18 protein-coding genes are annotated in these 18,456 nt (G+C 66.6%); 9 read left to right on the top strand and 9 right to left on the bottom strand.

Annotated features, from left to right (window positions below; genetic code table 11):
* The first annotated feature begins 15 nt into the window (after positions 1-15).
* Positions 16-1,896, top strand: a complete 1,881-nt coding sequence (locus tag AC1RRP_RS11940) for a phosphoenolpyruvate carboxykinase (GTP) (RefSeq protein WP_493036427.1) — start codon at positions 16-18, stop codon at positions 1,894-1,896.
* 81 nt (positions 1,897-1,977) lie between these two features.
* Here the strand turns inward: AC1RRP_RS11940 and AC1RRP_RS11935 are convergent, their stop codons facing one another.
* Both AC1RRP_RS11935 and AC1RRP_RS11930 read right to left on the bottom strand, forming a co-directional pair.
* Positions 1,978-2,631, bottom strand: a complete 654-nt coding sequence (locus AC1RRP_RS11935) for a hypothetical protein (RefSeq protein ID WP_493036425.1) — start codon at positions 2,629-2,631, stop codon at positions 1,978-1,980.
* A gap of 166 nt (positions 2,632-2,797) precedes the next feature.
* Positions 2,798-3,319: a hypothetical protein gene (locus AC1RRP_RS11930; RefSeq protein ID WP_493036423.1), complete on the bottom strand. Its 522-nt coding sequence runs from the start codon at positions 3,317-3,319 to the stop codon at positions 2,798-2,800.
* 118 nt (positions 3,320-3,437) lie between these two features.
* Here AC1RRP_RS11930 and AC1RRP_RS11925 point away from each other — a divergent pair, with 118 nt between their 5' ends.
* On the top strand, positions 3,438-4,397 hold the full coding sequence (locus AC1RRP_RS11925) for a LysR family transcriptional regulator (protein WP_493036421.1): 960 nt from the start codon (positions 3,438-3,440) through the stop codon (positions 4,395-4,397).
* Between the two features lie 87 nt (positions 4,398-4,484).
* Entirely contained in the window at positions 4,485-4,907 is a 423-nt protein-coding gene (locus tag AC1RRP_RS11920; RefSeq protein WP_057674247.1) for a universal stress protein, read from the top strand.
* Positions 4,908-4,924: 17 nt separating this feature from the next.
* On the opposite strand, the gene AC1RRP_RS11915 is transcribed toward AC1RRP_RS11920, so the two are convergent.
* Entirely contained in the window at positions 4,925-5,698 is a 774-nt protein-coding gene (locus tag AC1RRP_RS11915) for an EAL domain-containing protein (protein WP_493036418.1), read from the bottom strand.
* Positions 5,699-5,726: 28 nt separating this feature from the next.
* A complete protein-coding gene (locus tag AC1RRP_RS11910) occupies positions 5,727-6,572 on the bottom strand; it encodes a M14 family murein peptide amidase A (RefSeq protein ID WP_493036416.1) in 846 nt (281 codons plus the stop codon).
* 43 nt (positions 6,573-6,615) lie between these two features.
* Between AC1RRP_RS11910 and AC1RRP_RS11905 the strand changes: the two genes are divergently transcribed.
* Both AC1RRP_RS11905 and AC1RRP_RS11900 read left to right on the top strand, forming a co-directional pair.
* Positions 6,616-7,134 carry a flavin reductase family protein gene (locus AC1RRP_RS11905; protein WP_493036414.1) on the top strand — a complete coding sequence of 173 codons (519 nt, stop codon included), beginning with the start codon at positions 6,616-6,618 and terminating at the stop codon, positions 7,132-7,134.
* A 157-nt stretch (positions 7,135-7,291) separates the two neighbouring features.
* A complete protein-coding gene (locus AC1RRP_RS11900) occupies positions 7,292-8,194 on the top strand; it encodes a DMT family transporter (protein ID WP_493036413.1) in 903 nt (300 codons plus the stop codon).
* A gap of 19 nt (positions 8,195-8,213) precedes the next feature.
* On the opposite strand, the gene AC1RRP_RS11895 is transcribed toward AC1RRP_RS11900, so the two are convergent.
* Entirely contained in the window at positions 8,214-9,212 is a 999-nt protein-coding gene (locus tag AC1RRP_RS11895) for a tripartite tricarboxylate transporter substrate binding protein (protein WP_493036411.1), read from the bottom strand.
* A gap of 105 nt (positions 9,213-9,317) precedes the next feature.
* Here AC1RRP_RS11895 and AC1RRP_RS11890 point away from each other — a divergent pair, with 105 nt between their 5' ends.
* A complete protein-coding gene (locus AC1RRP_RS11890; RefSeq protein ID WP_493036409.1) occupies positions 9,318-9,671 on the top strand; it encodes a TfoX/Sxy family protein in 354 nt (117 codons plus the stop codon).
* Between the two features lie 37 nt (positions 9,672-9,708).
* On the opposite strand, the gene AC1RRP_RS11885 is transcribed toward AC1RRP_RS11890, so the two are convergent.
* Together AC1RRP_RS11885 and AC1RRP_RS11880 are read right to left on the bottom strand one after the other, a co-directional pair.
* Positions 9,709-10,959, bottom strand: coding sequence for a CaiB/BaiF CoA transferase family protein (locus AC1RRP_RS11885; protein ID WP_493036407.1), 1,251 nt, complete (start codon positions 10,957-10,959; stop codon positions 9,709-9,711).
* A gap of 70 nt (positions 10,960-11,029) precedes the next feature.
* Positions 11,030-12,226 carry an acyl-CoA dehydrogenase gene (locus tag AC1RRP_RS11880; protein WP_493036405.1) on the bottom strand — a complete coding sequence of 399 codons (1,197 nt, stop codon included), beginning with the start codon at positions 12,224-12,226 and terminating at the stop codon, positions 11,030-11,032.
* Positions 12,227-12,384: 158 nt separating this feature from the next.
* Between AC1RRP_RS11880 and AC1RRP_RS11875 the strand changes: the two genes are divergently transcribed.
* Positions 12,385-13,281, top strand: coding sequence for a LysR substrate-binding domain-containing protein (locus AC1RRP_RS11875; protein ID WP_493036403.1), 897 nt, complete (start codon positions 12,385-12,387; stop codon positions 13,279-13,281).
* Between the two features lie 7 nt (positions 13,282-13,288).
* On the opposite strand, the gene AC1RRP_RS11870 is transcribed toward AC1RRP_RS11875, so the two are convergent.
* Both AC1RRP_RS11870 and AC1RRP_RS11865 read right to left on the bottom strand, forming a co-directional pair.
* Positions 13,289-14,434 carry a GGDEF domain-containing protein gene (locus AC1RRP_RS11870; RefSeq protein ID WP_493036401.1) on the bottom strand — a complete coding sequence of 382 codons (1,146 nt, stop codon included), beginning with the start codon at positions 14,432-14,434 and terminating at the stop codon, positions 13,289-13,291.
* 54 nt (positions 14,435-14,488) lie between these two features.
* On the bottom strand, positions 14,489-16,600 hold the full coding sequence (locus AC1RRP_RS11865; RefSeq protein ID WP_493036399.1) for an acetoacetate--CoA ligase: 2,112 nt from the start codon (positions 16,598-16,600) through the stop codon (positions 14,489-14,491).
* Between the two features lie 136 nt (positions 16,601-16,736).
* On the opposite strand from AC1RRP_RS11865, the gene AC1RRP_RS11860 reads away from it, so the two are divergent.
* Both AC1RRP_RS11860 and AC1RRP_RS11855 read left to right on the top strand, forming a co-directional pair.
* On the top strand, positions 16,737-17,345 hold the full coding sequence (locus tag AC1RRP_RS11860; protein ID WP_493036397.1) for a TetR/AcrR family transcriptional regulator: 609 nt from the start codon (positions 16,737-16,739) through the stop codon (positions 17,343-17,345).
* A gap of 204 nt (positions 17,346-17,549) precedes the next feature.
* Positions 17,550-18,446, top strand: a complete 897-nt coding sequence (locus tag AC1RRP_RS11855; protein WP_493036395.1) for an alpha/beta fold hydrolase — start codon at positions 17,550-17,552, stop codon at positions 18,444-18,446.
* Positions 18,447-18,456: the final 10 nt, after the last annotated feature.

The raw sequence follows: 18,456 nt of genomic DNA, 5'->3' as shown, positions 1-18,456 counted from the left end.
CCAGGAGCCTAATCCATGAATTCCCCCGTGATGCAGGGCCTACACCTCAATGCCCCGAGCCATGTGAAACACGCCAGGCTGCTGGCCTGGGTCGCCGACATGGCCGCCCTGTGCAAACCCGACGCCATCTACTGGTGCGACGGCAGCGACGAAGAGTATCAGCGCCTGTGCGAACAGCTGGTCCAGGCCGGCACCTTCACCCGGCTCAATGATGCCAAGCGACCCAACAGCTTCCTGTGCCGCTCCGACGCCAGCGACGTGGCGCGCGTGGAAGACCGCACCTTCATCTGCTCGGCGCGCAAGGACGATGCCGGCCCGACCAACAACTGGGTCGAGCCGACCGAGATGCGCGCGCTGCTGCAATACGGCAAGGCCGATGGCACGCCTGCCCTGTTCAATGGCTGCATGAAGGGCCGCACCATGTACGTGGTGCCCTTCTCCATGGGCCCGCTGGGCAGCGACATCGCCCACATCGGTGTCGAACTCTCCGACAGCGCCTATGTCGCCGTCAACATGAAACTGATGACGCGCATGGGCAAGCCCGTCTTCGAGGTGCTGGGCACCGACGGCGATTTCGTGCCGGCCATGCACACCGTGGGTGCGCCGCTGCAGCCGGGCCAGCAGGACAGCAAGTGGCCCTGCAACCAGACCAAGTACATCGTGCACTACCCCGAGACGCGCGAGATCTGGTCCTACGGCTCCGGCTACGGCGGCAATGCGCTGCTGGGCAAGAAGTGCTTCGCGCTGCGCATCGCCTCCAACATGGGCCGCGACGAAGGCTGGCTGGCCGAGCACATGCTGATCCTCGGTGTGACCAGCCCCAAGGGCAAGAAGTACCACGTGGCCGCCGCCTTCCCCAGCGCCTGCGGCAAGACCAACTTCTCGATGCTGGTGCCGCCCAAGGGCTTCGAGGGCTGGAAGGTCACCACCATCGGCGACGACATTGCCTGGATCAAGCCGGGCAAGGACGGCCGCATGTACGCCATCAACCCGGAAGCCGGCTACTTCGGCGTGGCACCGGGCACCAACTACAAGACCAACCCGAACTGCATGGAGTCGCTCAAGAGCGATGTGATCTACACCAACGTCGCGCTGACCGACGACGGCGATGTCTGGTGGGAAGGCATGGACGGCGCCGCGCCGGTGCACGCCATCGACTGGCAAGGCAAGGACTGGACACCCCAGATCGCCAAGGAAACCGGTGCCAAGGCAGCCCACCCGAATTCGCGCTTCACCGTGGCCGCCACCAACAACCCGGCCCTGGACCCCGAGTGGGACAACCCCAAGGGCGTGACCATCGACGCCTTCATCTTCGGCGGCCGCCGCTCCAACACCGTCCCGCTGGTGACCGAAGCCCGCAACTGGGTGGAAGGTGTCTACATGGCCGCCACCATGGGCTCGGAGACCACGGCCGCCATCATCGGCCAGCAGGGCGTCGTACGCCGCGACCCGTTTGCCATGCTGCCCTTCACGGGATACCACATGGGCGACTACTTCCAGCACTGGCTCAACCTGGGCGAGAAGGTGGCCGCGCAGGGCGGCCGACTGCCGTCCATCTTCACGACCAACTGGTTCCGCAAGGGCGAGGATGGCAAGTTCGTCTGGCCCGGCTACGGCGAAAACATGCGCGTGCTCAAGTGGATGATCGACCGCATCGAGGACGAGGTCCAGGGCAAGGAGCATTTCTACGGCCTGACCCCGAGCTACGACGAAGTCAACTGGAGGGGCCTGGACTTCACGCCCGAGCAGTTCCACGCCGTGACCAGCATCGACAAGGAACTCTGGCTCAGCGAGCTCAAGCTGCACGACACGCTGTTCGAGCAGATCGATGCACGCCTGCCCAAGGCCCTGCGTGATACACGCCAGCGCATCGAAAAGCTGCTGACCGCCAGCTGATCCGGCCGCCACCTGCAAGAAAAAAGCCACCGCATGCGGTGGCTTTTTTACGGGCTGCGTCCGCCAGAGGCTGGCCGGCCTTCAGTTCTGCTCTGGAGCCACTACCTTGACGCCGCGGCTGGCGCGGATGCTGCCGGAGGGCTCGCGCAGCCTGAGCGCGACCGCCTCGGGCACCAGGCCTGGCGGCAGCTGGATCTTGCCTTCGGTCTTGATGTAGCGGCCGACCCGCATCTGGGCGTTGCCGCCGGCTCGCTGCCCCGACGGGGGGTATTCCCATACCGTTGGACGCCCCTCCAGGGTTCCCGCGACCAGGAACTCCAGCGTGCCCTCATACAGGCGCCCCTCGTTGGAAATGGTGAACTCATAACGCAGCTGGCCCGGGACGGCGTTGTCACGTACGACCTGCAGTGCCTGGATGTCCAGACCTTCAAGTTTGCGCAACTCCATCACATCCGGCGTCGTCGCGGCCTGGCTGCCGCTTTCTGGCTGCGCCGCCTTCTGCTCGTCCCCGGGCTGGGATGCAGACACCGCGACCGGGGTTGACGCGGCCGTCCGTTGCCGGTGGCGCTCGAAAAGGATCCCCGCATAGAACAGCGCCGCACAGAGCAGCACCAGACCGGCCACCCTGAACCCGCTCAGCACCATGGCTTTCCAGCGTGGCAGGGGTTCGTTGATCACGATACTCGGCGGCATTTGCGCAAACAAGGTCCGGCCGATAGAAAAGGGCATGCCCATGTGTTTAAGAATCTCTAGATGGCTGATGAAGCATTCGCTTCCCATTTTGGCTAGGCCGCCCGATTATCACCGGGAGCTTGCCCCTGCACATGAGAAAAAAGCCACCGCATGCGGTGGCTTTTTCTTGCGGCCCGTAGCCGCGCGCTGCGACCGTGCCGGCCCAGGCTTACTCGTTCCAGATGCGATGGGTCAGGCGTGCCACGCGGCCGGCAGCGGCGTAGTTCACCACCGGACCCACCGTTTCGCTGGTCACGGCAACTTCAGCGTCGTCCTGGGCGCGGCTGGCTGCCGCCTGGATATCAGCCATCACGCGGGGGTCCTTGCGGGCCAGATCCCACAGACGCTCGTCGGCACGGCGACGTGCCAGACCTTGCGACCAGCCGTCCAGGCCGGCCATGACACGAGCCGCCACACCACGCGCCGCCGGGGCCAGCACGGCCAGGGCCGCAAAGCCGATCACCCACATCAGCACCCAGGCGGCCAGCAGGTGACCGTCGGCCCAGGTTTCCATGAGCTGGTCAGCCACCACCACCAGGGTCGCGACCATGGCGGCCAAAAGCACGCCAGCCAAGCCGCGTGTCGCGTCCAGGCCCTTGCGCAGGACGCTGGCGCTGTGCATCACACGCTCCATGCGCTCCACGCCCGGGTGACGGGTGGGGTACTCAAGGTGGACGAAACTGTTGTTCATGATGGACCTCCTGTTTGAAATCTTTGCTGCAATGCCGCAATCTTAGGGTTTCTACTACTGTCGTTCAACTTTATATTAATGATGAGCGCCATTCACAATGGTGATATATCATCTCCTCATGGCCGAACTCAACTTCCGCACGCTGGATCTGAACCTGCTGCGTGTGTTCAACGAGGTGATGACCGAGCGCAGTTTGACCAAGGCCGCCAGCAAGCTGGCACTCACTCAACCAGCTGTCAGCAATGCGCTGCGTCGCCTGCGTACCGTGCTGGGCGACGAACTCCTGCGCCGCAGCGGCCACGGCCTGGAGCCCACGCCGCGCGCCCTGGCCTTGTGGCCGACGGTGCAGCAGGCCCTGCAGGCTTTGCAGGAGACACTGGCGCCAAGCCGTTTCGTGCCTGGTCAGGCCAACACCACCTTCGTGCTGGCCATGGCCGACGCCACGGCCGCCGAGCTGATCCCCGGCCTGATCGCCGTCATCGACCGCGAAGCCCCCGGCGTGACCATCCGTGTGGTGCCGCTGACCACGCGCGACCCGCGCCGTCTGCTCGACGAGGAGGCGGCCGATCTAGCCATCGGCTACTTTCCGGCCGTGCTGGCCTCACTGACCGCCCAGGCCCAGGCTGGCGAGACGGTGGCCTACGAGCATCAGCGCCTCTACCTCAGCAACTATGTCTGCGTGATGCGGCGCGACCACCCCCTGGCCCGCGAAGAGCTGACGCTGGACCGTTATTGCGCAGCGCGCCACCTGCTGGTCAGCTTCTCGGGCCGGCCCTACGGCTTCATCGACGAGGCGCTGGCCGGACTGGGCCGGCAACGCCACATCGTGCTCACCGTCAACCAGTTCTTCACCGCCGGGCGCGTGGTGGCCACGTCCGACCTGCTGACCGTGCTGCCGCGGCATTTCGTGAGCGTGACCGGCATCGCCGACCAGCTGGTGCTGCGCGAGCTGCCCTTCAAGGTGCCGGCCGTGCACGTCGACGAGGTCTGGCACCGGCGCCTGCAGCACAGCGGCGCGCACACTTGGCTGCGCGAAGTGCTGGCGCATCTGCCCCAGCAGCGTCGGCCGGTCGAATAAGTATTACCCCTTCTTTTTGACCAGGGTCAATCGGCCGTACGATCTCATCGATAAACTCGGGTACACCGAAAAGAAAGGAAATCCTCCATGAAAATTCTTCTGGCCGTTGATGGCAGCGAGTACACCAAGAAGATGCTGGCCTACCTGACCACGCATGACAGCCTGTTCAGCGCAGACAACAGCTACACCATTTTCACGGCCCAGCCCCAGCTGCCCCCCCGTGCGCGCGCAGCGGTCGGCAAGGAAATCGTCGACAAGTACCACACCGAAGAAGCCGAGAAGATCGTGGGCCCGGTGTCCAAGTTCCTCGCCCGCCATGGCATCGAGGCCAAGAGCCAGTGGAAGGTCGGCCATGCCGGCGAAACCATCGCCAAGGCGGCCGAGTCCGGCAAGTTCGATCTGGTCGTCATGGGCTCGCACGGCCACAGCGCCCTGGGCAATCTGGTGCTGGGTTCCGTCGCCACACAGGTGCTGGCGCACTGCTCGGTGCCCGTGCTGCTGGTGCGCTGAGCCGCACCCGCCCGCCGTCACCGGCCAAACACGGCAGGTGACGGCAACTCCGCCAGGGACCGGAACGCCGGCCGGGCGAAGTAATACCCCTGGAAGAGTTCCACCCCGAGGTCCTGCAAGGCCAGGTACTCCTCGCGCGTCTCGATGCCCTCGGCAATCACCTGGATCGAAAGCTCACGGCACACCGCCATCATGCCCCTGACGATGGCCTGTCGCCGCCGGTCGTGATCGATCCCGCGGATCAGCGCCATGTCCAGCTTGATCAGATCGGTCTGGATCTCCGCCAGCAGGTTCAGGCCCGCATGCCCCGCACCGAAATCGTCCAGTGCCGTCAGGAAGCCTCGCTCCTTGTAGTGGCGCACGATGTTGCGCACATGGCCCAGGTCGGTGATGTACTCGTTCTCCGTGAACTCGAAAATGATCTGCCGGATCGGGAAGTTGTACGTTTCAGCGGCTTCGATCGTCGTTCGGATGCACAACTCCGGCCGGTACACCGCATTGGGCATGAAGTTGATGCTGATCAGCGAGGGCACCCGCAGTTCGGCCGCCAGCTGGATGGCCTTGACGCGGCAGGCCTGATCGAAGGCGTAACGGTTGTCTTCGTTGACCTGCTGGAAGACCTGGGCGGCCGGCTCTCCCTGCAGGCCGCGCACCAGCGCCTCCTGCGCGTAGACACCCTGGGTGCTGGCCTGCACGATGGGCTGGAAGGCCATGGCGAAATCGAAACCCAGGCCAGCCCCGGCAGCACATTCGGCACAGCCGATCTTGCGGAAATTCTTCTGTTCATGCATGACGACACGGCACCAGAATATGACTCACTCAACGTTGCAGGGTACTGGCGCCATCGGCCATCGCGCCCGCCCAGGTCACGCCCATCCATTGCCTCAAATCTTGCCACATGCGCTGGATCTCCACGTTGCGCGGGGTCAGCAAGGCGCTGGGCAGCTCGATCGTCACCACCGGCATGCCCTTGTGCACACCACCGTAGTGCCCCAGCGAGCCGGGGAAGATGCCCACCTGGTCCAGGTAGAGCCGCCCCAGGCGACGCGGCGGCTCGATCGGACCGTCGAAGTCCAGCACGCCATACGGCGCATGAATGCTGACGATCAGGTTGGGCTTGAAGCGCTGCATCTCGTCGTGCAGGTAACGGCTCTCGGGCTCGCTCAGCGGCGTCTTGCCCGGCCAGCGGCGCGGATCCTTGCGGGTGCGTTTTTCCCAATAGAGGGCCGCGTCACGCTCCCAGTTGGGCGTGGGAAAGTTGCGGTTGAGGTCCACGCCGTTGGCATTGACGCGGCGCGCCGGCTTGTCAAACAGCCCGTCGGGATTGAGCGCGGGGATGAAACGCCAGTGGATGGGCTCGTTCGCGTCCTGGGCCAGCCGGATCCAGTGCAGCGCCACCGAAGCCGATGACAGCTCGTCGCCGTGCATGCCGCCGATCACCAGCACGCGCAGGCGCGCCGTGGCCGGTAGCACATCGCGCGCGTAGATCTTCCGGCCCTTGACGCTGCGGCCCTCGCTGGCCTGCAGCCCGGCGGCCTGGCACAGGGCCCAGCTCACATTCGGCAGACGAGCGTAAAACTCGTCGCACGCCCGGTCAGCGGCGCGCACGCCGTCGACCCATAGCAGCGGCACGGTGGCAGCCGCCATCCATTTCCAGAAACGCATGTCGGCATTCTATGGCGCCCCCGATTTCAGGTAAATTGCACGCATGTCAGTTTCTTCACCGGGACCGCGCGCCCGTCCGCCGAGCTTCACCCAAGCCGAGTTCCGCGCCGCCTTGGGCATGTTTGCCACCGGCGTCACCATCGTCACCGCGCGTGCAGCCAACAGCAAGCTCGTCGGCCTGACGGCCAACTCCTTCAACTCGGTCTCGCTGAACCCGCCGCTGGTGCTCTGGAGCCTGGCGCACGCCGCCGCCTCCATGGCCGCGTTCAGCGCCGGTTCGCATTACGCCATCAATGTGCTGGCCGCCGACCAGCAGGCCCTGGCCCAGCGCTTCGCCACCAAGGGCGTGGACCGCTGGGCCGATGTGGTCTGGACCGAAGGCCTGGCGGGCGCTCCCCTGCTGGAGGGCGCTGCCGCCACCTTCGAATGCTTCAACCGCAGCCGCTATGAAGAAGGTGACCACGTGATCTTCGTCGGCGAGGTCGAACGCTGCACCCACCGGGCCGACGCCTCCCCGCTGCTCTTCCACGGCGGACGCTTTTACGCCGAACACCCGTTGTGATGTTGCACACCCCCGGGTTCCGCTCCCTTCGTTCGCCATGCCACCCCCCTTGCGGGGGCAACGCCAATGGCCCGGCAAAGCCGGTTCCACGGCGTTCCGCGATTGGGCGTCCTTGTGCTGACACCTGTGCCGACCAAGTTCGCGGTGGCTCGCTGAGATGAATCCTCCTGTGCGCAAGGAGCACCTCGACGGCGTGGCCGCCGGCATTCTGCTGGCCTGCTGCATGTTCTGGGGCTTTCAGCAGGTGCTGGTGAAGGCCACCCTGCCGGAGCTGTCACCCATCTTCCAGGCCGCGCTGCGCTTCGTCGGCGCCACCGCCTTGCTGATGCTCTGGTGCCGTTGGCGCAGCGTATCGCTGTTCGTGCGCGACGGCACGCTGTGGCCGGGCCTGCTGGCCGGTTTGCTGTTTGCCGGCGAGTTCGCCTGCCTCTACATCGGCCTGCAGCACACCACCGCCTCGCGCCTCACCGTCTTCCTCTACACCTCACCCTTCTGGGTGGCCCTGGTGCTGCCCCTGCTGGTACGCGCCGAGCGCCTGCGCTTCGTGCAGTGGTTCGGCCTGCTGCTGGCCTTCATTGCCCTGGTGTTCGCCATGCGCGAGAGTTTTGTCGCCCCGACGACCGAGGGGCAGTTGCTCGGCGACCTGCTGGCCCTGGCCGCCGGCCTGTCCTGGGGACTGACCACCGTGACCATCCGCGCCAGCGCCCTGGTGCGCAGTTCGCCCGAGAAGCTGCTGTTCTACCAGGTGGCCGTGAGCGCAATCGCGCTGCCCCTGCTCTCGCTGGTCCTGGGGGAAACCTGGACCTGGCGCTTCAGCGGCTTTGCCATCACTTCGCTGCTGCTGCAAACCGTGGTGGGCGCCTTTGCCAGCTACCTGGTGTGGATGTGGATGCTGGGGCGCTACCCGGCGACGAAGATTTCCGCCTTCGCCTTCCTCACACCGCTGTTTGCCCTGCTCTTCGGCGCACTCTGGCTGCGCGAGCCGCTCACGCCCAGCCTGCTGGCCGCCATGGCCCTGGTGGCCGTGGGCATCGTGCTGGTGAACCGCAGGACGACGTGATGCCGCCCTGCAGGTCCGCTCAGATCTTGCCAGCCGCCTTGAGACGCTCGATCGTGGCCTTCTCGGCCAGGAAGGTGCGTTCAGCATAAGCCGTGTACTCGGCCGTGCTCATGTAGATCGAGGGCATGTAGAACTTGTCCAGGGTGTCGATCACGCGCTGGTCGTCGAGCGTCTTCTTGAAGGCGTCGTGCAGGATCTTGACCAGCGCGGGGTCCATGTTCTTCGGGCCGCCAATGCCGAAGGGCGACTCGGTCACCGTGTCCCAGCCGCTTTCCTTGACCGTGGGCACGTCGGGGAAGGCCTTGTTGCGCTTGCTGCCCAGGGTGGCCAGCAGGTTCAGCTTGCCGGCCACGACGTGGGGTGCGAACTCGGTGGTGCCACTCATGAGCGGGATGTGCCCCCCCAGGATGGCCTGCAGGATCTCGGCCGAGCCCTTGTAGGGAATGTCCTGCAGCACGATGCCGGCCTTGGACGCGAACTCCTCAATGGCCAGGTGCGGTGTGGTGCCGGTACCGGTGTGGCCGTAGTTGACCTTGCCGGGGTTGGCCTTGGCGTAGGCCACCATTTCCTTGAGCGTCTTGTAGGGTGCATCGGGACGCGCGGCCAGGCCGAAGGTGTAGCCGGTAAGGCAGACGATGTGCGTGATGTCCTTGACCGGGTCGAAGCTGGTCTTCTGCATGTGCGGAATGCGGTAGATGCCCAGCGGCAGCTGCGTGAGCGTGTAGCCGTCGGGCTTGGCGTTCACCATGGTCGCCGCCCCCAGCGTGCCGCCGGCACCCGGCTTGTTCTCGATGATCACGGTACCCCCCAAAGCACGACCCGCGCTCTCGGCGAAGGCGCGCATCGTTGCATCGCTGCTGCCGCCTGTCGGCCAGGGTGCGATCAGGGTGATGGGGCGGTTGGGAAACTTGTCCTGCGCCAGCGCCCAGGGGCTGACCAGGGCCGGCGCGGCGACGAGGGCCGCACTGCGTGTCATGAGCTGGCGGCGGGTCAGGGCGCGCTTGAGGGGTGCTGTCATGTCTGTCTCCTGTCTGTTGGAATGGCCATCGGATTGTCATCCAGCCGGCGCGGGAAAACTGTCGCCTAGGCGCAGGCCGGGTCCCTCGCCGTTATAGTGCAGCGCATGGCGCGCCGCAACGAGTTTCTGGCCCTGGTCCTGGACCTGATGACGTCCCTGGGCGTCATTTCCTCGCGCGCCATGTTCGGCGGCCATGGTCTGTACTGCAATGGCCTGTTCATCGCCATCGTCACGGGCGACAAGCTCTACTTCAAGGCCGATGCCCAGAGCCAGCCCCGCTTCGAATCCGCCGGCCTGCAGCGCTTCCAGTACACGGCGCGTGGCAAGACGGTGCAGCTGATGTATTACGCCGCGCCGGCCGAGGTCTACGAGGACCCCCAGGCCATGGCCGAATGGGGCCAGCTCGCCCTGGCCGCGGCGGTGCGGGCACGCCGACCGGCACGGAAAAACCTTAACTAGGGCCTGTTCGCACTATTTTCTTGAGTGCGAACAGGCCCTAGACGACGCCGGCGGCGCGCAAGGCGGCGATGCGCGTTGCATCCAGCCCCAGTTCACCCAGCACTTCATGCGTGTGCTCACCCAGCACCGGCGGCGCACGGTGCAGCACCGGCGGCGTGGCGCTCAGGCGCAGGGGGCTGGCCACGCTGCGGATCGTCTGCACGCCTTCGGCGGCCACGGCTTGCGGCGAACGGGGCTGCTCGATGGCCAGGCCGCGGGCCTGGACCTGCGCATCCGCGAACGCCTGGCCGATGTCATTGATCGGGCCGCAGGGCACGGCCTTGTGCTCCAGCGCGGCAATCCACTCGGCCGTGCTGCGCGTGCGCGTGATGGCCTCCAGTTGCGGCACCAGTTCCGCGCGGTGCGAGACCCGCTGCGGATTGGTCGCATAACGCGTGTCCTGCGCAAGCTCCGGCCGACCGGCCACTTCGCAGAAGCGCGTGAACTGCCCATCGTTGCCGATGGCCAACAGCATGGCGCCATCTTTTGTCGGCATGTCCTGGTAGGGCACCAGGCTGGGGTGACTGTTGCCCTGGCGCTGCGGCACGCGTCCGGTGTTGAGGAAACCGCCGGCCTGGTTGGCCAGGATGGCCATGCCCACGTCGAGCAGGGACATGTCGATGTGCTGGCCCTCGCCGGTGCGATGCCGCACCTCCAGCGCCGCGAGGATGGCCGTGGCGGCATACACACCGGTGAAGATATCCGTGAGCGCCACACCCACGCGCTGCGGGCCGCCACCGGGCACCTCGTCCGGGCGCCCGGTGATGCTCATCATGCCGCTCATGGCCTGCACCATCAAGTCATAACCGGCGCGCTCGGCGTAGGGCCCGTCCTGGCCGAAACCGGTGACCGAGCAGTAGATGAGCTTGGGGTTGACCCGCTTCAGGCTGGCGTAGTCCAGCCCATAGTGCGCCAGGCCACCGACCTTGAAGTTCTCCACGAGCACATCGCTCTGCGCGGCCAGCTGGCGAATCAGCGCCTGGCCTTCGGGCCTGGCGATGTCCACCGTCATGGAGCGCTTGTTGCGATTGGCGCAGGTGTAATAGGCCGCGTGTTCGGTGTCCTGGCCCTGCGCATCCTTCAGGAAAGGCGGCCCCCAGTGGCGCGTATCGTCACCGGTGCCAGGACGTTCGATCTTGACCACGTCGGCACCCAGGTCCGCCAGGATCTGGGTGCACCAGGGCCCCGCCAGCACACGGGACAGATCGAGCACCTTGAGATGCGGCAGGGCAGCGGGCTTGTCACTCATAGTGTGGTCCATCCTTGAAGTCGGCCTGCGCAGCGCGCGGTTGCTGCCCTCATTTTGCGCAGAATTTGTGTCAGTTCGCGAAGGCTGCAATGCCCGTCTGCGCGCGGCCCAGGATCAGCGCGTGGATGTCGTGCGTGCCTTCATAGGTGTTGACCACTTCCAGGTTCACCAGATGGCGCGCCACACCGAACTCGTCGGAGATGCCGTTGCCGCCCATCATGTCGCGCGCCAGGCGGGCGATGTCCAGCGCCTTGCCGCAGGAGTTGCGCTTGAGGATGGAGGTGATCTCCACCGCGGCCGTGCCCTCGTCCTTCATGCGGCCCAGGCGCAGGCAGCCCTGCAGGCCCAGCGAGATCTCGGTCTGCATGTCGGCCAGTTTTTTCTGGATCAGCTGGTTGGCCGCCAGCGGGCGGCCGAACTGCTTGCGGTCCAGCACGTACTGGCGCGAGCGGAACCAGCAGTCCTCGGCCGCGCCCAGCGCGCCCCAGGCGATGCCGTAACGCGCCGAATTCAGGCAGGTGAAAGGGCCCTTGAGGCCTTGCACCTCGGGGAATGCGTTCTCTTCTGGCACGAAGACGTTGTCCATCACGATCTCGCCGGTGATGGAAGCGCGCAGGCCCACCTTGCCGTGCACGGCCGGCGCGGAGAGGCCCTTCATGCCCTTCTCCAGGATGAAGCCGCGGATCGGGCCGACGGCGCCGCTCTCGCTGACCTCCTTGGCCCAGACCACGAAGACGTCGGCGATGGGGCTGTTGGAGATCCACATCTTGCCGCCGGTGAGCTTGTAGCCGCCGGCGGTCTTCTGCGCACGCGTGATCATGGAGTTGGGGTCGGAGCCATGGTCGGGCTCGGTCAGGCCGAAACAGCCGATCCACTCGCCGGTGGCCAGCTTGGGCAGGTACTTCTGCTTCTGCGCCTCGCTGCCGAATTCATAGATCGGCACCATGACCAGTGAAGACTGCACACTCATCATGGAGCGGTAGCCGGAATCGACACGCTCGACCTCACGCGCGATCAGCCCGTAAGCCACGTAGTTCAGGCCCGGGCCGCCGTAGGCTTCAGGAATGGTGGGGCCCAGCAGGCCCAGTTCACCCATCTCGCGGAAGATAGTCGGGTCGGTCTTCTCGTGGCGGAAGGCCTCCAGCACGCGCGGCGCCAGCTTGTCCTGGCAATAGGCGGCGGCGGCATCGCGCACCATGCGCTCATCGTCGCTGAGCTGCTGGTCCAGCAGGAAGGGATCGTTCCAGTGAAAGGTGGCGTTGGCCATGGTGGGTGCTCCAGAAATCTGCCGCCATCGTAGCCGCCCCAGCCACCCCGGGCAAACGAAAAATGGTCATCCAGACATGAGTTAAATGAATATATAAACCTGGAAAGCCGCTTGGAACCAGTTGATTGAGGCGGCCAGTTGTGTATATTTCGCACACCATGCGCCGCAAGATCCCTTCGTTGCAAGCCCTGGCCTGCTTCGATGCCGCCGCCCGTCACGAGAGCTACACGCGCGCCGCGCAGGAACTGGCCCTGACCCAGAGCGCCGTGTCGCGCCAGGTTGCGGCGCTGGAGGCCTTTCTCGGGCTGGCGCTTTTTCGCCGCACCCGCCACGGCGTGGCCCTCACGCCAGCCGGCGCCGACTACGCGCGCCAGATCGCGCCGCGCCTGCAGGCGCTGGAGCGCGACACCCTGGACGCCATGTCGCGCCAGGGCACGGCCGGCTCGATCTCTCTGGCCGCAGTGCCCACCTTTGCCACCCGCTGGCTGATGCCGCGCCTGCCCGAGCTGGCACAACAGCACCCGGAACTGGTGGTGCACATCGAAACGCGCACCCGCCCCTTCCTGTTTGCCGACACCGGCTTCGACGCGGCGCTCTACTCCGGCACCCCCGAACAGCTGGCCAACTGGGCCGGCACTCGCGCCCTGGCCTTGGTCGAAGAGGAAGTGGTGCCGGTCTGTGCCCCGACCCTGCTGGCCAGGGGCAAGCCGCTGCAGCCCAGGGAGCTGGCCGGGCTGCCGCTGTTGCAGCAGAGCACCCGGCCCGAGGCCTGGCGCCAATGGTTCGAGGCCATGGCGGTGGACGCGCCGGCGGCCCTGTCGGGCCCGCGCTACGAGCTGTATTCGATGACGGCCGCCGCCGCGGCGCAGGGCCTGGGCCTGGCCCTGGTGCCGCGCCTGTTGATCGGGCCCGAACTGGCGCGCGGTGCGCTGGTCGTGGCCTGCCCGCGCCCGCTCAAAAGCGGACGGACCTACTACCTGGTCCTGCCCGAGCGCGGCGAGCCACGGCCGGCGCTGGCGGCGTTTGTGAGCTGGCTGCAGCGCCAGGCCGGCTGAGGCCGCCTCAGAGGCTGGCGACGCGGTTGCGGCCCTGCTGCTTGGCGAGGTACATGGCCCGGTCGGCCGTGCCAATCATGTCGTCGCGCTCGTCCGCGTCAGGCGTAGCCAGCGCATGTACGCCAATGCTGATGGTCAAAGCGATCGGCTGCTGGTCCAACGCTGAAAAGTGCGTGCGTTCGACCGCCAGTCGCAGTTGCTCGGCCAGCATCTGGGCGCCGCTGGCGTCGGTGTCCGGCAGGATGGCCACAAATTCCTCACCGCCCCAGCGCCCCACCACGTCCTGCGCGCGCAGGCGCTCCGAGAGGCAGCGCGCCAAGTCGCGCAGAACCTTGTCGCCGCTGAGGTGGCCGTAGGTATCGTTGACGTTCTTGAAGTAGTCGATGTCGAGGAGCAAGACGGCCAGCGGCCGTCGCGTGCGCAGAGCCTGGGACATTTGCTGGCTCAGGGTCTGCCGGATGGAGCGCCGGTTGTACAAACCGGTGAGGTCGTCATGCAGGGCGAGCGTGAGGTTGCGCCCGTCGGCCTGGTCGCGGGTCATGACCACCATGCCGAAACTCGCCAGCACCATGGTGACGGACGCGAGCACGAAGGTCGCGGCCTGGATCGCGTTGGAGTCCCGAACCGAGGTCATGTCGATCTGGCCGAACAAAACGGCCAGCAAGCGGCCCAGCAACATCAGTCCGAAGACCGTGAACGCACCGACGACGAAGTACTTGCCGCGTCCGCCCGTGACGGCCCAGCGCCGCAGCAGCAGGCCGATGACCTGCACAAGCTGCACGCCGAGCAGCAACGAGCCCAGGGCCACGCGCGCCTGGATATTGTCCAGCAGCAACGAGAACCCGAGCAAGGCCGCGGCTACCGGCGCCCAATCCGGCCAGCGGCGCGGCGGATCCTGGTAGAAGCGGCGCAGTCCCCCGAGCATCAGGGCAAAGGTGGCCGACAGCAGAGCGTTGGCCAGCACGACGGAGGCCCAGTCACTGACGGTGCCGCGCAGAATGAAGAGGAAGTAGGCCGAGCTGTGCACCCACAACGCGGCACCCCAGTGGAACAGGCCGTCGGAGCGGTCGCGCCGCGCCACCCAGCCCAGGCACAGGGCAAGGGTCACGAACAGGAGGGTGTTGACCAGCAGCAGGGTCGGCGTATGCACCATGGTTGCGCCATTGTGCGGCCAGCCGCCGATCCGCACCAGCGTCGCTGCGCAGGATCAGTGGCTTTTTACCGCTTGACGGGCCGCATACTGCGCGGCGAACTCCACGTACCAGTCCAGGCAGCCGGGGTTGGCCATGGCGTCCTTGTTCACCACCTTCTCGATGGGCTGGCCCAGCAGCAGCTTCTTGATCGGCAGTTCCTGCTTCTTGCCCGACAGCGTGCGCGGAATCTCGGCCACCTGGAAGATCTCGTTGGGCACGAAGCGCGGCGACAGCGCGGTCTTGATGGCCTCGTTGAGCTTGGCCTTCATGGCCGCGTCCAGCGTCTGGCCGGGGCGCAGCACTACAAACAGGGGCATGTAACTCTCGCGCCCCAGGTACTCCAGGTCCACCACCATGGAGTCGATCACCTCGGGCAGTGCCTCCACGGCGCTGTAGAGCTCGCTGGTGCCCATGCGCAAGCCGTAGCGGTTGATGGTGGCGTCGCTGCGGCCGTAGATGATGCAGCTGCCGCGCGGCGTGACCTTGAGCCAGTCGCCGTGGCGCCAGACCGGGCCGGCCGACGCCGGCGCGTCGCCGCCGCCGGGCTTGCGGCCGTGGCCGGCGGGGTACATGTCGAAGTAGCTGGACAGGTAGCGCTTGTTGCCGTCGTCGTTCCAGAAGTACAGCGGCATGCTGGGGATGGGCTGGCTGCAGACCAGTTCGCCCACGGCGTCAAGCACCGGCTCGCCCTGCTCGTTCCAGGCCTCGACCGCACAGCCCAACACTCGGCACTGCATCTCACCCGGCACCTGGGGCAGCTCGCGGTTGCCGGCGATGAAGGCGCCGGCAAAGTCGGTACCGCCCGAGATATTGCTCCACCAGATGTCCGGGGAGCCGATGGCTTGCATCTGCGCATTCGTCCAGCGCTGCACCTCCTCGCTCAGCGGCGAGCCGGTCGAGCCCAGCGCACGCACCTGGCGCAGCGGGCCGCACGGCCGCAGATCGATGCCGGCCTTCATGCAGTTGGCGAAAAAGGCCGCGCCCGCGCCAAAGAAGGTGGCGCGCGTATCGGCCACGAAGCGCCACAGTGTGGTCCAGTCAGGCGCGAGCTTGTTGCCGGCCGCGTCCACCGTGGCGCCGCCCGGGCTGCCATCGAAGAGGCAGACCGTGGTGCCGGTCAGCAGGCCGCTGAGCTGCGAGTTCCACATGATCCATCCGGTGGAGCTGTACCAATGAAAGCGTTCGCCCCAGCTGTTGGGTGCGTAGCTGCAGCCGATATCGCTGTGCAGCGAAAACGCCAGGGCCACGATCAGGATGCCACCGTGTCCATGCACGATGGGCTTGGGCAGGCCGGTGGTCCCGCTGGAGTAGACCACCCACAGCGGATGGTCGAAGGGCACGCTCAGGGGCTTGAAAGCCGCCGTTCGTGCATCGTCACGCGCCACCGTCTGCGCCCAGGGCGTCACGTCCACGCCAGCGCGCACCGTGATGTCCGGCAGACCGAGGCCAGGCAACATGATCAGGTGCTGCACCGTGGGCAGCGCCGCGCAGAGCTCGACCACCACCTCGCGCCGGTCGGTGTCACGCCCGCCGTAGCGCACGCCGTCACAGGCGATCAGCACGCTGGGCTCGATCTGCTTGAAACGGTCGAGCACGGCGGCCGTGCCCATGTCGGGGGCGCACAGGCTCCAGACCGCTCCGATGCTGGCCGTGGCCAGGAAAGCCACCATGGTCTCGGGCACATTGGGCAGATAGGCCACCACGCGGTCGCCCTTCTTCACCCCTTGCGCCTGCAGGTGCAGGGCCAGCGAGGCCACCTGGCGCTGCAGCTCGGGCCAGCTCAGCTCGCGCGCCCGTTCACCCGCCGCCAGGCTCCGCTCGTTGTGGCTGACGATGGCTGGAAAGCCTGCGGCGTGCGCCATCTGCGCGTGGCGCAGCACCTGCTGCACGTAGTTCACCTGGGCCCCCGCAAACCAGCGTGCGCCCGGCATGCGGTTATCGGCCAGGGCCGCCGCGTGCGGCGTAGGCGAATAGACACCGTAGCAGTCCCAGATGCTTTGCCAGAAGGCGTCCAGGTCGGTCACCGACCAGCGCCACAGCGCGTCGTAGCTGTCGAAAACCAGCCCGCGTTGTTCGCGCAGCCAGTTCTGGTAGAGGCGGATTTGCGGAATGTAGGGGGCGTTCATGGTCTCCTGCCTTGTTCTTTTGTTCGGCCCAGGCACTCTAGCATCGCCCTCCATCCGCAGGATTGCGTACCAGCCCCTGTCGACCCGATGCCCAGTCCGTCTTGACATTTCGCACAATCGTGCTAAATTTTGCGCCATGACGCCTGACACCAAGACCGTGAAAAGCGAGATGACCCGCACCGCCATCATCGGCGCGGCGCTGGATCTCGCCTGCGAACAGGGTCTGGAGGCGATCTCGCTGCAGGTCGTGGCCGACCGCATCGGCCTGTCGAAGAGCGGCGTGTTCTCGCGGGTCGGCTCACGCGAAGCACTGCAGAAGGTCGTGATCGAAGAGTACGGCCGGCAGTTTCTGGCTGAGGTCTTTGTGCCCGCCATGCAGGCGCCCAAGGGCCTGCCGCGACTCAAGGCGATCGTGGAGCGCTGGCTGGTGCGCATGCGCGAAGTCGAGGTCCAGAAAGGCTGTCTGTACACGGCTGGCGCCTTCGAGCTCGATGATCGCGACGGCGAACTGCGCGACTTCCTGCTGCAGCAGGTCGCCGGCTGGCGCAGCACGCTGCGCCGCACCGTGCTGCAGGCGGTCGAGGCCGGCCATCTGCGGGCCGACACGGACCCTGAGCAGCTGGTCGGCGAACTTTCCAACATGGCCATCGGGTTGTTGCATGACGCCCGGTTCCTGCGCGACCCGCGCGCGGCCGAACGGGCCCAGGCCACCTGGCAGCGCCTGCTCCGAAGCTACCAAGCCTGAGTGAACGAAGGGCGACCTTGATCCGATGTCGCCTGTTGTTTGCCCAAATTTCGCACGATCGTGCGAAGAAAGGAACCGTCATGTGGATGATCTTGATCGGCCTGGCCGTCTACCTGCTGCTGCGCGGCGTGCTGGCCGCCTTTGGCTCGCTGCGCAGCATCCCGCGCAGCAACCGTGACTGGATATTTTTCTGAGGACCCCACCATGTCGACCAGCCCCCAGACCGCCGGCGCCAGCTATGACGGCAACAGCACCCTCGTCCGCCTGGCCCGCCTGGGCCTGTCCGTCTCGCAACAGCTCTGGCCCGGCCTGGCGGTGCGCGCAGCCCAGCGCCTCTTCGGCACGCCGCTGCCGCCACGCTGGCTGCGCCGGCCCCGCGCCTGGCCGGCGCACTGGTCCATCGAGCACTGGCCTTTCGAACGCGCGGGCCTCACGCTGTACCGGGACCGCACGGTGACCGGCGATGCGCCCGCCGTGCTGCTGGTGCACGGCTGGGGCGGGCATGCCGGCCAGATGCTGCCGCTGGCCGCCGCCCTGGCCGCTCGGGGCCTGCAGGCCCTCCTCTTGGACATGCCGGCGCACGGGCGCAGTGCCGGCAGCACCAGCAACCTGCCGCAGTTTGCGCGCGCCGTCGAGTACGTGGCGGCGCGCCTGCAGGCCAGCGGCCTGACGCTGCAGGCAGTAGTGGCGCATTCCCTGGGCGCCAATGCGGCAGCCCACGCCCTCAGCCGCGGCCTGGCCGTGCAACGGCTGGTGATGCTGGCACCACCCGCTTCGCCGCACGCCTACACGCAACTGTTCGCCCGCATGTTCGGGCTGAGCGAGCCCACCCGCGGCGCCATGCAACGGCGCATCGAGGCGCGCGAAGGCATCCTGATGCCGCAGTTCGAGCCGCCGGCCGTGGGTCCCCGCATCCGCGTGCCCACCTTGGTGGTACACGACCGGGACGACCGCATCAACCGCTTTGCCGATGGTGAGGCCTACGCCCGGGCCATCGCCGGAGCGCAGCTGCAGGCCACGCAAGGGCTGGGACACATGAAGATCCTCAAGGAACCGGCCGTGCTGAACAGCGTGGCCGACTTCGTCGGCCTCAGAGGCTGAGCGTGATGGG

The sequence above is a fragment of the Hylemonella sp. GW821-FHT12C09 genome (genome assembly GCF_058807395.1).
This window is presented reverse-complemented; position numbering and strand designations above follow the sequence as displayed.

Excerpts from the sequence above, each read along its gene's own strand:
- AC1RRP_RS11880 (WP_493036405.1), bottom strand. The coding sequence starts at position 12,226 with ATGGCCAACGCCACCTTTCACTGGAACGATCCCTTCCTGCTGGACCAG.
- AC1RRP_RS11865 (WP_493036399.1), bottom strand. The coding sequence starts at position 16,600 with ATGAACGCCCCCTACATTCCGCAAATCCGCCTCTACCAGAACTGGCTG.
- AC1RRP_RS11940 (WP_493036427.1), top strand. The coding sequence starts at position 16 with ATGAATTCCCCCGTGATGCAGGGCCTACACCTCAATGCCCCGAGCCAT.
- AC1RRP_RS11910 (WP_493036416.1), bottom strand. The coding sequence starts at position 6,572 with ATGCGTTTCTGGAAATGGATGGCGGCTGCCACCGTGCCGCTGCTATGG.
- AC1RRP_RS11885 (WP_493036407.1), bottom strand. The coding sequence starts at position 10,959 with ATGAGTGACAAGCCCGCTGCCCTGCCGCATCTCAAGGTGCTCGATCTG.
- AC1RRP_RS11860 (WP_493036397.1), top strand. The coding sequence starts at position 16,737 with ATGACGCCTGACACCAAGACCGTGAAAAGCGAGATGACCCGCACCGCC.
- AC1RRP_RS11925 (WP_493036421.1), top strand. The coding sequence starts at position 3,438 with ATGGCCGAACTCAACTTCCGCACGCTGGATCTGAACCTGCTGCGTGTG.
- AC1RRP_RS11930 (WP_493036423.1), bottom strand. The coding sequence starts at position 3,319 with ATGAACAACAGTTTCGTCCACCTTGAGTACCCCACCCGTCACCCGGGC.
- AC1RRP_RS11895 (WP_493036411.1), bottom strand. The coding sequence starts at position 9,212 with ATGACAGCACCCCTCAAGCGCGCCCTGACCCGCCGCCAGCTCATGACA.
- AC1RRP_RS11905 (WP_493036414.1), top strand. The coding sequence starts at position 6,616 with ATGTCAGTTTCTTCACCGGGACCGCGCGCCCGTCCGCCGAGCTTCACC.
- AC1RRP_RS11875 (WP_493036403.1), top strand. The coding sequence starts at position 12,385 with ATGCGCCGCAAGATCCCTTCGTTGCAAGCCCTGGCCTGCTTCGATGCC.
- AC1RRP_RS11890 (WP_493036409.1), top strand. The coding sequence starts at position 9,318 with ATGGCGCGCCGCAACGAGTTTCTGGCCCTGGTCCTGGACCTGATGACG.
- AC1RRP_RS11935 (WP_493036425.1), bottom strand. The coding sequence starts at position 2,631 with ATGGGCATGCCCTTTTCTATCGGCCGGACCTTGTTTGCGCAAATGCCG.
- AC1RRP_RS11900 (WP_493036413.1), top strand. The coding sequence starts at position 7,292 with ATGAATCCTCCTGTGCGCAAGGAGCACCTCGACGGCGTGGCCGCCGGC.
- AC1RRP_RS11855 (WP_493036395.1), top strand. The coding sequence starts at position 17,550 with ATGTCGACCAGCCCCCAGACCGCCGGCGCCAGCTATGACGGCAACAGC.
- AC1RRP_RS11920 (WP_057674247.1), top strand. The coding sequence starts at position 4,485 with ATGAAAATTCTTCTGGCCGTTGATGGCAGCGAGTACACCAAGAAGATG.
- AC1RRP_RS11870 (WP_493036401.1), bottom strand. The coding sequence starts at position 14,434 with ATGGTGCATACGCCGACCCTGCTGCTGGTCAACACCCTCCTGTTCGTG.
- AC1RRP_RS11915 (WP_493036418.1), bottom strand. The coding sequence starts at position 5,698 with ATGCATGAACAGAAGAATTTCCGCAAGATCGGCTGTGCCGAATGTGCT.